Annotated in this window: 14 protein-coding genes; all 14 read left to right on the top strand. The window is 41.7% G+C overall.

What is annotated here, in order from left to right; genetic code table 11:
- Nucleotides 1-37: 37 nt before the first annotated feature.
- Entirely contained in the window at nt 38-889 is an 852-nt protein-coding gene (tsf, locus tag AB4128_RS06785) for a translation elongation factor Ts (RefSeq protein WP_055023087.1), read from the top strand.
- A gap of 67 nt (nt 890-956) precedes the next feature.
- Nucleotides 957-1,685: a UMP kinase gene (pyrH, locus tag AB4128_RS06780; protein WP_055023086.1), complete on the top strand. Its 729-nt coding sequence runs from the start codon at nt 957-959 to the stop codon at nt 1,683-1,685.
- A 127-nt stretch (nt 1,686-1,812) separates the two neighbouring features.
- Nucleotides 1,813-2,370: a ribosome recycling factor gene (gene frr / locus AB4128_RS06775; RefSeq protein WP_055023085.1), complete on the top strand. Its 558-nt coding sequence runs from the start codon at nt 1,813-1,815 to the stop codon at nt 2,368-2,370.
- 83 nt (nt 2,371-2,453) lie between these two features.
- Nucleotides 2,454-3,278, top strand: a complete 825-nt coding sequence (locus AB4128_RS06770) for an isoprenyl transferase (protein ID WP_055023084.1) — start codon at nt 2,454-2,456, stop codon at nt 3,276-3,278.
- 21 nt (nt 3,279-3,299) lie between these two features.
- Nucleotides 3,300-4,157, top strand: coding sequence for a phosphatidate cytidylyltransferase (locus AB4128_RS06765; protein ID WP_065109144.1), 858 nt, complete (start codon nt 3,300-3,302; stop codon nt 4,155-4,157).
- Nucleotides 4,158-4,163: 6 nt separating this feature from the next.
- Nucleotides 4,164-5,354 carry a 1-deoxy-D-xylulose-5-phosphate reductoisomerase gene (gene ispC, locus AB4128_RS06760; protein ID WP_055023082.1) on the top strand — a complete coding sequence of 397 codons (1,191 nt, stop codon included), beginning with the start codon at nt 4,164-4,166 and terminating at the stop codon, nt 5,352-5,354.
- A 14-nt stretch (nt 5,355-5,368) separates the two neighbouring features.
- Nucleotides 5,369-6,730, top strand: coding sequence for a sigma E protease regulator RseP (gene rseP, locus AB4128_RS06755; RefSeq protein WP_372037286.1), 1,362 nt, complete (start codon nt 5,369-5,371; stop codon nt 6,728-6,730).
- 30 nt (nt 6,731-6,760) lie between these two features.
- Nucleotides 6,761-9,244, top strand: a complete 2,484-nt coding sequence (gene bamA / locus AB4128_RS06750) for an outer membrane protein assembly factor BamA (RefSeq protein ID WP_055023080.1) — start codon at nt 6,761-6,763, stop codon at nt 9,242-9,244.
- 56 nt (nt 9,245-9,300) lie between these two features.
- Nucleotides 9,301-9,798: an OmpH family outer membrane protein gene (locus AB4128_RS06745; RefSeq protein ID WP_055023079.1), complete on the top strand. Its 498-nt coding sequence runs from the start codon at nt 9,301-9,303 to the stop codon at nt 9,796-9,798.
- A complete protein-coding gene (lpxD, locus tag AB4128_RS06740) occupies nt 9,798-10,817 on the top strand; it encodes a UDP-3-O-(3-hydroxymyristoyl)glucosamine N-acyltransferase (protein WP_055023078.1) in 1,020 nt (339 codons plus the stop codon). The genes AB4128_RS06745 and lpxD overlap by 1 nt, the downstream gene beginning before the upstream one ends.
- 37 nt (nt 10,818-10,854) lie before the next feature.
- Entirely contained in the window at nt 10,855-11,316 is a 462-nt protein-coding gene (fabZ, locus tag AB4128_RS06735; protein ID WP_055023077.1) for a 3-hydroxyacyl-ACP dehydratase FabZ, read from the top strand.
- Complete coding sequence (gene lpxA, locus AB4128_RS06730) at nt 11,313-12,083, top strand: acyl-ACP--UDP-N-acetylglucosamine O-acyltransferase (RefSeq protein ID WP_055023076.1); 771 nt, start codon at nt 11,313-11,315, stop codon at nt 12,081-12,083. Before fabZ ends, lpxA begins: the two co-directional genes overlap by 4 nt.
- Nucleotides 12,084-12,091: 8 nt before the next feature.
- Nucleotides 12,092-13,261: a lipid-A-disaccharide synthase gene (gene lpxB / locus AB4128_RS06725; RefSeq protein WP_055023075.1), complete on the top strand. Its 1,170-nt coding sequence runs from the start codon at nt 12,092-12,094 to the stop codon at nt 13,259-13,261.
- Nucleotides 13,258-13,887: a ribonuclease HII gene (gene rnhB, locus AB4128_RS06720; protein WP_055023074.1), complete on the top strand. Its 630-nt coding sequence runs from the start codon at nt 13,258-13,260 to the stop codon at nt 13,885-13,887. Before lpxB ends, rnhB begins: the two co-directional genes overlap by 4 nt.
- Nucleotides 13,888-14,014 lie beyond the last annotated feature (127 nt).

The raw sequence follows: 14,014 nt of genomic DNA, 5'->3' as shown, positions 1-14,014 counted from the left end.
TGCAATATTAGACGAATTTAAAATAGAGGATTTAACAATGGCAATTACTGCTGCCCAAGTTAAAGAACTTCGTGACCGCACTGGCGCTGGCATGATGGATTGTAAGAAAGCACTAACTGAAACTAACGGTGATATCGAGCTAGCTATCGATAACATGCGTAAAAGTGGTGCTGCTAAGGCTGCTAAAAAAGCAGGTAACATCGCTGCTGAAGGTACTATCCTTATCCAAGCAGGTGAAGGTTACACAGCTTTATTAGAAGTTAACTGTCAAACTGACTTCGTTGCTAAAGATGCAAACTTCTTAGCATTCGCTAACGAAGTATTAGCTGTTGCAGCTGCTTCTAAAGTAACTATTGAAGATCTTAAAGCACAATTCGAAGAAACTCGTGTTGCGCTAGTAGCTAAAATCGGTGAGAACATCAATGTTCGTCGTGTTGAATACATCGATGGTGCTTCTCAATCTTCTTACCGTCACGGCGACCGTATCGGTGTTGTTGTTTCTGGTGAAGCTGACGAAGAAACATTAAAGCACATTGCAATGCATGTTGCTGCTTCTAAGCCTGAATTCGTTAACCCAACTGACGTTCCAGCTGATGTTGTTGCTCGTGAGCAAGCACTTCAAGTTGAAATCGCGATGAACGAAGGTAAGCCTCAAGAAATCGCTGAGAAAATGGTTATCGGTCGCATGAAGAAGTTTACTGGTGAGATCTCTCTTACTGGCCAAGCTTACATCATGGAGCCAAAGAAAACTGTTGGCGACATTCTTAAAGAGAAAGGCGCTACTGTTTCTAACTTCATCCGTTTAGAAGTTGGTGAAGGCATCGAGAAGAAAGAAGAAGATTTCGCTGCAGAAGTTGCTGCACAAATTGCTGCTACTAAAAAAGCATAAGTAATTATCTCTTCATCCCCTAAAGCCGCAGCAACCGCTGCGGTTTTGTTATAATCAGGAAAAAATTATGAGCACCAATCCAAAACCTGCATTTAGACGCGTTCTTTTAAAACTAAGCGGCGAAGCGTTAATGGGCGAAGAAGGCTTCGGCATTGACCCTAAAGTTTTAGACCGTATGGCTCAAGAAGTGAAAGAGTTGGTTGAGTTAGGTATTCAAGTTGGTGTTGTTATTGGTGGTGGTAATCTATTCCGTGGTGAAGGCTTAGCGCAAGCTGGAATGAATCGTGTTGTCGGTGACCATATGGGGATGCTTGCAACTGTGATGAACGGCCTAGCGATGCGTGATGCACTGCACCGTGCCTATGTCAACGCACGTTTAATGTCTGCAATTCCTTTAAAAGGTGTTTGTGATGACTATAACTGGGCAGAGGCAATTAGTTTATTAAAATCTGGCCGAGTTGTTATTTTTGCAGCTGGTACAGGTAACCCATTTTGTACAACTGATTCAGCAGCCTGTTTACGCGGTATCGAAATTGAAGCAGAAGTTGTACTTAAAGGCACAAAAGTTGATGGTGTTTATTCTGCTGATCCAATGAAAGATCCTGACGCAGTTAAATATGATACTTTGACCTATGACGAAGTATTAGAAAATGAATTCAAGGTAATGGACTTAGCGGCATTTACGTTAGCCCGTGACCACGATATGCCTATTTTAGTTTTCAACATGAATAAACCGGGTGCTTTACGCCGTGTTATCATGGGTGAAGATGAAGGTACGCATATTAAAACGAAATAATCTCATAAAGGTTATTTGTTTAAACTAAATGTATACCAATGAGCGAATATCGACATAGCAACGACTATGTGCCATTCTCAGATTATCGCTTAAGTAATAAGTATTTGTGACCAAAAGGATATTTATCGTGATTGATACAATTAAAGAAGATGCTCAAGAGCGCATGACAAAATGTGTTGAAGCTACTAAAAACCAAATGGCTAAAGTACGTACTGGTCGTGCTCACCCAAGCCTACTTGATTCAATTCAAGTGTCATATTACGGTGCAATGACACCACTTAAGCAAGTGGCAAACATTGGTATTGAAGATTCTCGCACATTAAATGTAACTGTTTTTGATGCCACTATGGTTCAAGCTGTTGAGAAAGCGATCATGAGTTCAGACTTAGGTCTAAACCCAATGACTGCTGGTAACGCAATGCGTATTCCATTACCTGCACTGACTGAAGAACGTCGTAAAGACTTCATCAAAGTCGTACGTGGCGAAGCTGAAAATGGTCGTGTTGCAGTACGTAATGTACGTCGTGATGCTATCAGTGAAGTTAAAAAGCTTGAGAAAGCCAAAGAGTGTACTGAAGATGACGTTCGCCGTAGCGAAGATGAAATCCAAAAGTTCACTGATGCAAGCATCAAGAATATTGATGGAATTTTAGCTGCTAAAGAAAAAGAATTGATGGAAGTCTAATTCTCAACCTAGCAAAGCTAGAGTTAAAGCGCCGTGTAAGGTTATACTACACGGCGTTTGTCTATTTGAAAGGGTTGTAATAGATGTCATCCACTGTTGGATATGAGCCAGAAACAAAGTCGAGTGCTGATATTGCGTCATCAGAACAATTGCCAGGGCAATTATCTGAAGCAGTAAAGCAGTCGCTACCTAAGCATGTCGCTATTATTATGGACGGTAATGGCCGCTGGGCTCAGCAGCAAGGAAAACCAAGGGTGTTTGGTCATAAGGCTGGTGTAAAAGCTGTACGCCGAGCTGTGAGTGTCGCGAGCCAACTAGGCATTGAGTCACTGACCTTATTTGCATTTTCAAGTGAAAACTGGCGCAGGCCAGATAAAGAAGTCAGTTTACTAATGGAGTTGTTTTTCTCAGTATTACAAAGAGAAATTAAACTACTGCATAATAACCATGTAAGATTAAATATCATTGGTGATACCAGTCGTTTTTCTGCACGTTTACAAAAACAGATTGAAAAAGCACAACAACACACTGCAGAAAATACCGGATTAGTGCTTAATGTTGCAGCTAACTACGGTGGCCGTTGGGATATTTTACAAGCAGCTCAAAAGCTTGCAGATAAAGTTGCCCAAGGCGAGATTGAGTCAAGTGAATTGACAGAAGAGTCGTTAAATCAACAACTGTGTATGAGTGAACAGCACGAAGTAGATTTAATGATACGAACTGGCGGTGATTACCGTATCAGTAATTTTATTTTATGGCAGGCTGCATATGCAGAATTGGTCTTTACTGAGACTTTGTGGCCAGACTTCAACGAGCAAGCTTTTAAAGATGCACTTGCCGTTTTTGCCAGTAGGCAGCGTCGATTTGGTTTGACTGGCAGTCAAATTGAAGAAATACGAGCTGTATAAAAAATTTAAGAGGCTTTTGCTTTGTTAAAACAACGAATTATGACTGTACTATGGCTCCTTCCATTAGTGATAGGTGCCATTTTCTTTTTACCAGCAGAATATTTTGCTTGGGCACTCGTGCCTGTTTTTATGATTGGAGCAAAAGAGTGGGGGAGTTTTATTGACCCACAATGTACAGTCACTCAATGGACGTTTACCGTCACGGTTTCGTTAATTCTTATTGCACTTAATATATTTGTTCCAGTTGAGGCATTATGGCTGAAAGGCCAAGTTCATCCTATCTTTTTAGCCGTCATTTCAATTGGCCTTTTTTGGTGGGTAATTAGCACCTTGTTAGTGTTTACTTATCCTAAAAGTGGCAGCATTTGGCAAGCCAGTCCGATGTTAAAATCAATGTTTGGACAGTTAACGTTAATTCCCTGTTTTGTCTCACTTATCACCCTCAAGTCAATCAGTGCTAATGTTGATCCTTACTTTGGTGGTACTTTAGTCTTTTTAGTCATGCTAATTGTTTGGGCAGCTGATACAGGAGCTTATTTTGCTGGTCGTTCATTAGGCAAGCATAAATTGATGCCGAAAGTGAGCCCTAATAAGACTTTAGAAGGCCTTGGTGGTGGTTTAGTTGCGACTATGGCGGTTGTGGCAGGTGTTATGTATTACTCACCAGAACAAGAGCTTGGGCTTGTCATTGCGGTTACCTTAATTACGGCAATGGCTTCAGCATTTGGTGACCTGTCTGAAAGTATGTTTAAACGAGCAGCTAATATAAAAGACTCAGGAAAAATCTTACCGGGTCACGGTGGTGTATTAGATAGAATGGACAGTCTGACTGCAGCATTACCTGTTTTTACTTTCATTTATCTCGCATTCTGGATTTAATCAACCATGCAAAATATGGTCATCCTTGGAGCCACGGGCTCTATCGGAAGCAGTACGCTAAGTGTTATCGAGCATAATCCAGAGCAATACTGCGTTTATGGTTTAGTTGCCAATGCCAGTGTAGAAAAGATGCTTCAATTGTGTCTGAAGCATAAACCTCGTGTTGCGCATATGGTGGATTCAACTGCGGCGCAAGCGCTTAAAGAAGCGATACCAGCGAACCTCAATATTGATGTCACCACAGGCGCCGATGAACTTGAAAGTCTTGTTACAGCCACTCAAGTAGATACCGTGATGGCAGCAATTGTTGGTGCAGCGGGGTTAATGTCAACTTACGCTGCGGTTAAAGCGGGCAAAAGGGTGCTATTAGCCAATAAAGAGTCACTGGTGATGTCTGGTGAACTTTTTATGAAGGCTGCGCGTGAAAATAATGCGACGCTACTGCCAGTCGATAGTGAGCATAACGCAATTTTTCAATGCCTCCCTGCCGATATTCAAGCAAATCTCGGAACCTGTGATTTAACGGCATCTGGTATTTCTCATATCTTATTAACGGGTTCTGGTGGACCATTTCTGACCTCAGATATTGCCGCTTTAAGTGCAATGACACCAACACAAGCATGTAATCATCCTAATTGGTCTATGGGACCTAAGATTTCTGTTGATTCAGCCACCATGATGAATAAAGGGCTTGAATTTATTGAAGCGCGCTGGCTTTTTAATACTAATAAAGAGCAATTGAAAGTGGTGATTCACCCTCAAAGCGTGATTCACTCCATGGTGCAATACAAAGATGGTTCAGTGATTGCACAAATGGGTAACCCTGATATGCGCACTCCCATTGCGCATTGTATGTCTTTTCCTGAAAGAATTTACGCTGGAGTTGAACCTTTGGATTTTTTCAAAGTCCGAGAATTAAGCTTTTGTGAACCTGACTACCAACGTTTCCCTTGTTTAGCTCTTGCGATGAAAGCATGTGAACAAGGTCAAGAGGCTACAACTGTACTCAATGCAGCAAACGAAATTGCTGTTGATGCTTTTTTAAATGAAAAGATTAAGTTTACTGATATCGCTCGTGTTAATGAGTCCTGTTTAGAACGGGTATCACATTCAGCATTAGGTACGATTGAAGATATTATGGCGTTAGACGGGCAAGCTCGTATAATCGCAAAAGAAGCAATCAAATCGATTAACTAGTTCGTAGGAGAACAATGTTAGATTTTTTATGGAACCTGGGGTCATTTATTGTCGCACTGGGTATTTTGATTACTGCACATGAATACGGACATTTTTGGGTTGCACGTCGTTGTGGCATCAAAGTAGAACGTTTTTCTATTGGTTTTGGTAAAGCCATTTGGCGTAAAGTGGGTCAAGATGGCACTGAGTATGTCGTTGCCATGATCCCTTTAGGTGGTTACGTCAAAATGCTCGATGAGCGAGTTGAGGATGTGCCTGAAGAGTTAAAAGATCAGGCATTTAATCGTAAAACCGTTTGGCAACGGATTGCGGTTGTGTCCGCAGGACCGATTGCAAACTTTTTATTTGCTATTGTGGCACTTTATTTAATGTATCTTATTGGGGTCCCTTCACTAAAACCTGTTATTGATACAACAAGAGCAAATACTCCAGCCGCTCAAATTGAGCTAAAAGAACCGATGCAAATTGTGGCAGTTTCTGGCCAGAAAGTTAGAAACTGGGAGGAAGTTAACCTTGCTTTAGTTGGCCATATTGGCGGTAAAGAACTGGACATTAGCTTAGTTCCTTTATCTTCGACAACAACATCGGAAAAAACTTACATACTAGATATCCGTGATTGGCAATTTGATCCAGACAAAGAGTCACCTATTGGGGCTATGGGTCTAGGAATATATCGCCCAGGAATTAAGCCTGTGATTGCGCTTGTAACCAACGGTAGTGCTGCCGAAATCGCTGGTTTACAGTTGGGTGACGAAATACTCAAGGTAAATGGTCAACCTTATCAAGATTGGAATGATTTTGTTGATGTGATACAAACGTCTGCAAACAAAGACGTTAACCTGACCATCGCACGTAACAATAAGCAATTAACTATCATTGTCACTCCGCAAGCACAAACAAATGCAAACGGAGAAACCATTGGCATTGTTGGTGTAAGCCCAACTCAAATTGATTGGCCTGAAAGTATGCGCTTCCAGCTTGAGTATGGCATAGTAGATTCCTTTGCTGCAGCTGCAGATAAAACCTGGCAACTGGTTGTTGTCAGCTTTAAGATGATTGGAAAATTATTTACCGGCGATGTGTCGGTGAAAAACCTGAGTGGACCTATATCAATAGCTCAAGGTGCTGGCACCAGCGCAGACTATGGATTAGTGTATTTTCTTGGGTTTATCGCACTCATCAGTGTGAACTTAGGGATTATTAATTTAATGCCTTTGCCAGTACTCGATGGGGGACACTTGCTGTATTACTTTATCGAAGTGATTACGGGTAAGCCTGTACCAGAAAAGGTTCAGGACATAGGATTCAGGTTTGGTGCAGTTATGCTGCTGTTGTTGATGAGCATTGCCATCTTCAATGATTTTTCCAGACTCTGAGCAGGGAACACAAATAATTAGAAGTGCTCTATGAGATTTAATAAACTTTTTGCCTCGATGATTTTAGTCGGTGCGTCATTTTCAGGCAATGGTGTGGCTGATACTTTCCAACCATTTGAAGTGACCGACATCCAGATTGATGGTTTACAGCGAGTTGCACTTGGTGCCGCCTTGCTTAGTCTCCCCGTTAAAGTGGGCGATACTGTAGATCAAATTAAATTACAGCAAGCGATTAAAAGCTTGTACGCCTCAACTAACTTTGAAACGATTAACGTTGCTCATGAAGATGGGGTGTTAATCGTTACAGTCAAAGAGCGTGCGACAATTAGTGCCGTGACCTTTGAAGGTAATAAAGACATTAAAGATGAGCAGCTTCAAGAAAGTTTAGATGGCTCAGGTATTAAAATAGGTGAGTCTCTCGATAGAACCATGTTATCGGGGATTGAAAAAGGCTTACAAGACTTCTACTACGGTGTCGGTAAATATGGCGCAAAAGTAGAAGCTGAAGTCATTAACTTACCACGTAACCGTGTTGAGCTGAAGTTTAACTTCACTGAAGGTCTTGCGGCTGAAATTCGCCAAATCAACGTGGTTGGTAACAGCGTGTTCTCAGATGCAGAATTGATCGGTTTATTAGAGCTTAAAGACTATGTTGCTTGGTGGGATTTATTCGGCGAACGTCGATACCAAAAGCAAAAACTACAAGCAGATTTAGAAACGGTAAAAACCTACTATCATAACCAAGGTTACATTCGTTTTGAGGTGACTTCGACACAAGTTGCGATGACACCTGACAGAAAAGGATTGTATATCACCATCAATGTTGATGAAGGTGAGAAGTATCAGGTTTCTGAAGTTAACTTAACCGGTGAGCTAATGGGCCGTGAAAAGTTAATGAAAGCGATTTTGCCGATTAAAGAAGGTGATACTTACAACGGTGGCGATGTTACGTTCACCGAAGAAATGTACAGCAAATACCTTGGCCGATTTGGTTATGCTTATCCAGAAGTGAAAACCTACCCTGAAATTGATGACGAATCTAAAGAAGTTGCGCTAAACATCAATGTTAACCCTGGTAAACGTGTCTACGTTCGCTCGGTTAATTTCACTGGTAATACAGTGACAAAAGATGAAGTAATGCGTCGTGAATTACGTCAAATGGAAGGTGCATGGTTAAACTCTGCACAAGTTGAACAATCAAAAGCACGTCTTAACCGTCTAGGTTACTTTGAGACCGTTGATACAGAGACTGTTCAGGTGCCTGGAAGTGATGATCTTGTCGATGTCGCATTTAACGTTAAAGAGCAACCATCGGGCTCATTTAACGCTGGTGTTGGTTACGGTACTGAATCTGGTCTGAGCCTTCAGTTTGGTGTTCAGCAAAGTAACTTCTTAGGTACAGGTAACCAAGCTGGCGTCAGCTTAAACACCAACAAATACTCTAAGAATGTAAACTTCTCTTACACTGACCCATACTTTACTAAAGATGGCGTGAGTTTAGGTGGTAGCATTTATTGGAATGAGTTTGATGCGAACGAGGCTAACCTTGAGCGCTATAAAAACAAATCTTATGGTATTGCATTAAATTCAGGTTTCCCGATTAACGAATACAACCGTTTAAACGGTGGTATTGGTTACCGTCATAACCAAATTTCAGAAATTTCTGCTTATGAACAAGCATTACGTTTCTATAATGTTTATCGTGAGTCAGATGATCCTAATGCTGATTTAAGTTTTGATAACTTTGAGCTTAATGGTGGTTGGAGCCGCAGTACATTAAACCGTGGTACTTTCCCAACCGACGGTTCATCACAGCGCTTTAGCGCTAAAGCGACCATTCCAGGTTCTGATTTACAGTATTTTAAGACAGATTTGGATACTAACTTCTATTTCCCATTAACTCGTAATCATAGCTTTGTATTATTGACCCGTGCACGTTTGGGTTATGCTAATGGTTATGGCCAGTTTAATGATAATGACCAAATTCTTCCTTTCTGGGAAAACTACTATTCAGGTGGTAGTAGCTCATTACGTGGTTTCCAGTCAAACTCTGTTGGTCCACGTTCATTCTATTTATACCGTGGTAGCGAACCATGTTCTCCAGATCCTTCTGGTGACAGCTGTTCATTACCGGGTGAGCCAAATAGAGTACAAGTGAGCTCAGGAAGATCGATTGGTGGTAACGCAATTGCGACTGCCAGTATGGAAATGATTGTGCCGACTCCATTCTTGGATGAAGCTTATTCAAATTCAGTACGTACCAGCTTCTTCGTTGATGCAGGTAACGTATGGGATACCGAGTTCGATTATGACTCGTATAGATATCTTCCAGCCGATGAGTTTGATAAATTGGAAGATTATAGTGACCCAAGCAGAATACGTGCCTCTTGGGGTATGAGTGTTCAGTGGCTATCGCCGATGGGACCTATGGTGTTTAGCTTGGCTTGGCCGATTAAAGAATACGAAGATGATGAAACTGAGATCTTTTCGTTCAATATTGGCAAAACGTTCTAAAACAAATACACTCGGCAAGTTTTGCTGATAATAACAAGGAGTCTATTTTGAAAAAGATGGTAAATCGCGCGTTAGTAACAATGGCATTTTTAAGTGCACCTATGATGGCACATGCTGAGAAAATTGCTGTGGTTGATATGGGCGAAGTGTTTGAGCAACTACCTCAACGTGAACAAATTTCACAATCACTAAAAACTGAATTTGGTGACCGTGTTGCTGAAGTACAAAAAATGCAAGAAGAAATGCGTACTATGGTTGAGAAGCAGCAACGTGATGGCGCGTTGATGAGCGACAGCCAAAAGACAGATCTTGTACGTCAAATGGAGTCGTTAAAATCTGACTTCCAACTAAAAGGCAAAGCACTTGATGAAGATATGCGTCGTCGTCAAGGTGAAGAGCAAAACAAGCTTTTAGTTAAAGTACAAGAAGCAATCAACACTATTGCACAGAAAGAGTCTTATGACATCGTTCTTCAACGTGGTGCTGTAATCTTTGTAAAGCCAGAAGCTGATATCAGCGACAAAGTTGTTCAAGCGTTAAGTAAAGGCAACTAATGAAAACTGTGACTTTAAAAGAGCTTGGTCAGCTGTTGGGCGCAACGATTTTGGGTGATGATTCTCTGGAAATAACCGGAGTTGCGACCCTTGAAGATGCTGCTTCAGATCAACTTTCTTTTTTAGCCAATAGTAAGTACCGTGCACAGCTTGAATCTTCTCAAGCTGGTGCGGTGTTATTGAGTGAAAAAGATGCCGAAGATTACTCTGGTAATGCTTTGGTTTTAAAAGATCCTTACGTAGGATTTGCACGCGTAGCGCAATTACTTGATACCACCCCGAAAGTGGCAACAGGTATTCATCCCTCAGCAGTTATTCATGCTTCTGCCCAATTAGGTGAGAATGTTGCTATTGCGGCGAATGTCGTGATTGATGCCAATGTGATTATTGGCAATGATGTGCAAATCGGTGCTGGAAGCGTTGTCGCAAAGCAATCAATTATTGGTTCTGGCACATGTTTGAAGGCAAATGTCACCTTCTATCATGACGTGATAGTGGGACAAAATTGTATCTTTCATTCTGGTTGTGTCATTGGCTCTGACGGTTTTGGCTATGCCAATGAGCGCGGTAACTGGATTAAAATTCCACAAACCGGTGGCGTGAGAATTGGTGATAATGTCGAAATCGGAGCTGGTACTACAGTTGACCGTGGCGCATTGTCACACACTGAAATTCACGATGGCGTTATCATCGATAACCAAGTCCAAATCGCCCACAATTGTGTTGTAGGCCAAAATACAGCAATTGCAGGGACATCTTTCTTAGCCGGTAGCTCAACTTTGGGCAAATATTGTATTGTTGGCGGCGGAAGTGGAATTGCAGGTCACCTTAAAGTGGCGGATGGCACACATATTTCAGGCAGTACCAATGTAACAAGCGAAATTCGTAAGCCTGGTCTGTATTCATCTGCTACAATTGCAATGGATAATAAGAGCTGGCGACGTAATACGGTTCGTTTCCGCCATTTAGATGAATTGTTCAATCGTGTGAAAGAGATTGAGAAAAGAATAAAAGATTAGCAGTAAATGGCGTTAACGCCATTTCGAGGAATTACGTGTGGCAAACCAATTGAATACAATGGATATTGAAGAAATTCTTCAATATCTTCCTCATCGTTACCCATTTTTACTTGTCGATCGTGTTTTAGATTACACCGTTGGTGAATCATTACATGCGATCAAAAACGTGACGTTTAACGAACCTTTCTTCCAAGGCCATTTTCCTGTTAAACCTGTCATGCCCGGCGTGTTAATTATTGAAGCAATGGCACAGGCTACTGGCTTACTTGCATTTAAAACCATGAGCCCAGATCCTTCTCCTGATGTGCTATACCTACTTGCTGGTGTTGATAAAGCCCGTTTTAAACGTGTTGTTTCACCAGGGGATCAATTACATTTTCACGTTAAAATGATTAAAGAGCGCCGAGGGATTGGTGTATTTGAAGGACAGGCATTTGTTGATGGTGAACTAGCTTGTTCAGCCGAAATAATGTGTGCACGCAGAGAGATTAACAAGTGATTGATAAGTTAGCATTCGTACATCCCGATGCAAAAATTGGTAACAACGTTACCATTGGTCCTTGGAGTTATATCGGCGCTGATGTTGAAATCGGCGATGATACTTGGATTAGTTCCCATGTGGTTATTAAAGGCCCAAGCGTCATAGGTAAGGGTAATCGCTTCTTTCAATTTTCATCTATTGGTGAAGAATGTCAGGACAAAAAATACGCAGGTGAGCCAACGACATTAATCATGGGCGACAACAATATTGTTCGTGAAAATGTCACCATTCATCGTGGCACGATTCAAGACAATAGTGAAACGCGTATTGGTTCGAACAATTTATTGATGGCTTACGTGCACATTGCTCATGATTGCGTATTAGGCGATAACATCATTATGGCTAACAATGCGTCAATTGCTGGTCATGTACACGTCGGTGACTGGGCAATTTTAGGCGGCATGACAGGCGTACATCAATTTGTTCATATTGGTGCCCATGCGTTTACTGCAGGTTCTTCTACTATCTTCCAAGATGTGCCGCCATTTGTGATGGCTGCAGGTAGCCCAGCAATCCCTCGTGGGTTAAATGTTGAAGGTCTTAAGCGCCGTGGTTTCACTAAAGAAACTCAACATGCTATTCGCCGTACGTATAAATCGTTGTACCGTAAAAACCTGACAATTGAAGAAGCATTAGCTGAAATTACAGCCGATGCTGAATCAGATGAACATGTAAAAGGGATGGTTGAGTTTATTAATGGCTCATCTCGCGGGATCATTCGATAGAAGATAACATGACAAATAATACCCCTCGTATATTTGCAATGGTCGCCGGAGAACTCTCCGGCGATATTTTAGGTGCAGGATTAATAAAGTCACTGCAAAAACAATACCCTGATGCACGATTTATCGGTATTGGTGGGCCACAAATGGAAGCGCTCGGTTTTGAGAGTTACTTTTCATTTGAAGAGCTTGCTGTCATGGGGATTGTTGAAGTCCTCGCGCGATTACCACGACTGCTAAAAGTACGCGCGACGTTAATCAAAAATATTTGTGCTGAAAAACCTGATTGTTTTATTGGCATAGATGCACCCGATTTTAATATTGGTCTTGAGCTTAAACTCAAAGCACAAGGGATTAAAACCGTTCACTATGTCAGTCCATCTGTATGGGCTTGGCGTCCAAAACGTATTTTTAAAATTGCAAAAGCAACCAACATGGTGCTGTCATTACTGCCGTTTGAAAAAGCATTTTATGACAAGCATCAGGTACCTTGTACTTTTGTTGGTCACACTTTAGCTGATGATATTCCCATGGAAAGCGACAAGCTTGCAGCCCGTGAGCAGCTTGGCTTAGATCCGCAAGCGGAATATTTAGCGATTTTGCCTGGTTCACGAGGTGGCGAACTCAAGCAACTTGCCGAACCATTTATCAAAGCTGCAGTCATTATTAAGCAAACCTATCCAGATATTAAATTTGTGACGCCTTTGGTTAATCAAGCTCGCCGTGAACAGTTTATAACGGCACTTAAACAGTTTGCGCCAGATCTTGAAATCGAATTGGTTGAAGGACAATCTCGTGCTGTGATGGCGGCATCAGATGCCATATTGTTAGCATCCGGTACAGCGGCGTTAGAAGCCATGCTTGTTAAGCGTCCGATGGTGATGTCATATCGTGTTAATGCGATGACATACGCCTTGGCAAAGCGACTGATGTTGGTCGAGCACTATTCTTTACCAAATTTATTAGCGGGTCGTGCGTTAATCCCTGAAATTGTTCAAGATGAATGTAACGAGAAGAATATTTCTGCAGCTGTGATTGAACAGCTAAATCGTGACTTTACGCCATTGAAAGCTGAGTTTGAGCAAATCCATGAAACCCTTCGCTGCAACGCCAGCGATCGAGCTGCAGACGCTGTTATCGAATTAATAAGCCACTCTCCACTGCAAGAAGTGAAATCATGAGCAGAATACCGACAGTCATTAAAGGGATTACACCTGAGCAAGTTGCGTATATCACTCGTGGTGTTGTTGCTGGTGTAGATGAAGTTGGCCGCGGTCCTTTAGTAGGGGATGTGGTGACTGCCGCTGTTATTCTTGATCCTAATCAGCCGATAGCGGGGTTAAATGATTCTAAAAAACTATCAGAAAAGCGTCGAGAGTTATTGTTTAACGAGATAACAGATAAAGCCTTAGCCATTAGTGTTGGTAGAGCAACGCCAACCGAAATTGATGATATCAATATTCTGCACGCCACTATGTTAGCAATGCAGCGAGCTGTTGCTGGATTATCCATTCAACCAGAAAAGGTTTTAGTCGATGGTAATCGTACCCCTGATTTTGGTATTCAAAGCCATGCGATTATAAAAGGTGACGGATTAGTAGCAGCGATTAGCGCAGCGTCAATTATCGCTAAAGTCACTCGCGATCGTGAAATGGATGCATTAGATGCCAGATATCCTCAATATGGATTTGCTAATCACAAAGGTTATCCAACAAAAGCTCACTTCGAAGCATTAGAAGCACACGGCGTACTACCTGAGCATCGCAAAAGTTTTAAGCCTGTGATGGCTATTCTTAATCAGTCATGATGAGCGATGACTTTTAGTTCATTATTTTTACCTCATTATTTTTAGATTATTATTTGTTACGAAGCCCTGTAATTTCAACTTACGAGGTCAGGGCTGAACCGTTGACTTTCCGCTTAGATTGATATTA

This window comes from Shewanella sp. 10N.286.52.A9 (assembly GCF_041468985.1).
GTDB classification, from domain to species: Bacteria; Pseudomonadota; Gammaproteobacteria; order Enterobacterales; family Shewanellaceae; genus Shewanella; species Shewanella japonica.
This window is presented reverse-complemented; position numbering and strand designations above follow the sequence as displayed.